Raw genomic sequence first — 1,935 nt, 5'->3', positions numbered from 1 at the left:
ACGTGCAGGGCGCGGTGGTCGCGGTGGTCGCGGTGCTCAGGGCGGCCAGGGTGGTCGGGGCGTCAGGTGCGGCCGGTCGGGGCGCCGACGATAGCCCGCGCGTAGCCGAGATGGCGGGCGGCGACCTCGTCGGCGGACAGCGGTCCGTCGGGCCGGTACCAGGATGCGATTGATACGCACAGTGACGCGATCGCCCGCGCGGCGTCGCCTGGATGCTCGCAGGTGAAGTCGCCGGAGGCGACGCCGACCCGGATCGCGTCCTCGACCATCTGCTGCTGCTCGTCACGCTGCGCGACGTGATGGGCCCGCGCGTCCGGCTCCATGCTGCGCATCTCCGACGATGCCACGAAGGAGTGGTCCCGCCGGGCCATGTGGAAGCGGGCCAGGCACTCCACCACATTGTCGAACCGCGCCACCGGGTCATCCCCGGCGTCGCGCGCCGCGGCCGAGGTGTAGGCGATCATCTCATCCATCGTCGACTCGACGAGCGCGGTCAGGATCGTCTGCTTGGACGAGTAGTGGTGGTACAGCCCCGGGACGGACAGTCCCGCGGCCTCGGCTATCGACCGGATCGACGCACCGTGGTAGCCGTTTTCGGCAAAGACGCCCAGCGCCGCGCGCAGGGTGGGGGTCAGCGAATCCGGGCCGAGCTCGCGCCACCGAGTTACCCCGAGATCGTCCTCGACCATCGCGTCCACCCTTTCCCGTTCCACTCGACCCGGCTCTCAGCTTGACTCGGCCCTCGGCTTGACACTGACTGTGTCCCGGGTAACACTACATCAAACCGAGCGATCGTTCGGTCTGGTTGCCGCCGATGCTGAGGAGCCCCAGATGACCCCGTCAGATGCCGCGCCCGCGGACCTGCCCGTCCACGACCTGCTGCGCCCAGACCTGGTGGGCCCGCGCCTGGTCGAGGCGACGGGCGAGAAGGCCTGGACGGACTTCGAGGCCGACCTCATCGCCGGCGGCAAGTCCAACCTCACGTTCACGCTCCGCTCGGACGCGGGCGAGGTGATCCTGCGTCGCCCGCCGACGGGAAAGTTGCTGCCCAGCGCCCACGACATGGGGCGCGAGGCGCGCATCCAGCTCGGCCTCGGCGGCACGGATGTGCCGGTCGCGAAGGTGCTGCTCAACGAGACCACCGGCGAGGACCTGGGCGTGCCGTACTACGTGATGGAGAAGGTGGTCGGGCACGTCATCCGTGACACCCTGCCGCCGGGTTTCGCGGAGGACGACGACGACAAGGCCGCCATGGCCGACGCACAGATCGACGCCCTGGTGGCGCTCCACGCTGTCGACCAGGAGGCCGTCGGGTTGGGGGATCTCGGTCGCCCGGACGGCTATCTCGAGCGGCAACTGCGCCGCTGGCTCGGCCAATCGGAGAAGGCCCACGAGTCCGTCCGCACGGACCGCCTGGCGGAACTGGCCGCCCGTCTCGGGGAGAGCATGCCCGCGTCGCCGTCGTCCCGGATCACCCACGGTGACTACCGCCTGGACAACTACGTCGTGGACCCGGGTGACCCCGGCAGGATCCTCGCGATCCTCGACTGGGAGCTGTCGACCCTCGGCGATCCGGTCGCGGACCTCGCGCAGACGGTCCTGTACTGGGGCGATCCGGACGGCCCGAAGGTTCCGTTGATCCCGTCCATCACCACCGAGGCCGGGTGGCCGGGCCCGGACCGGCTGCTCGAGCGCTACTGCGCGGCGACCGGCACCGACCCGTCGCACATGCCCTGGTACCTGGCGTTCGCCACATTCAAGTTCGCGGCCATCGCGCAGGGCGTGGCCACCCGCTCGCTCGCCGGCGACATGGCGGGCCAGGACTTCGGCGACATCGGTCCGCGGATTCGCGACCTGGTTGAGCACGGCCACTCGATCCTCGATTCCCGGAAGGGGACCAACTGATGGCTGACATCACCTCCGCTACCACCGACG

General features: G+C 70.1%; 2 protein-coding genes. One reads left to right on the top strand and one right to left on the bottom strand.

From position 1 onward, the window contains the following. Nucleotides 1–62: 62 nt before the first annotated feature. Nucleotides 63–689 carry a TetR/AcrR family transcriptional regulator gene (locus G6016_RS08975; RefSeq protein ID WP_182632329.1) on the bottom strand — a complete coding sequence of 209 codons (627 nt, stop codon included), beginning with the start codon at nucleotides 687–689 and terminating at the stop codon, nucleotides 63–65. A 142-nt stretch (nucleotides 690–831) separates the two neighbouring features. Here G6016_RS08975 and G6016_RS08970 point away from each other — a divergent pair, with 142 nt between their 5' ends. Then, nucleotides 832–1,905 carry a phosphotransferase family protein gene (locus G6016_RS08970; protein WP_182632327.1) on the top strand — a complete coding sequence of 358 codons (1,074 nt, stop codon included), beginning with the start codon at nucleotides 832–834 and terminating at the stop codon, nucleotides 1,903–1,905. Nucleotides 1,906–1,935 lie beyond the last annotated feature (30 nt).

The sequence above is a fragment of the Dietzia aerolata genome, from assembly GCF_014144865.1.
Classification (GTDB): Bacteria; Actinomycetota; Actinomycetes; order Mycobacteriales; family Mycobacteriaceae; genus Dietzia; species Dietzia aerolata.
This window is presented reverse-complemented; position numbering and strand designations above follow the sequence as displayed.

Excerpts from the sequence above, each read along its gene's own strand:
- G6016_RS08970 (WP_182632327.1), top strand. The coding sequence starts at position 832 with ATGACCCCGTCAGATGCCGCGCCCGCGGACCTGCCCGTCCACGACCTG.
- G6016_RS08975 (WP_182632329.1), bottom strand. The coding sequence starts at position 689 with ATGGTCGAGGACGATCTCGGGGTAACTCGGTGGCGCGAGCTCGGCCCG.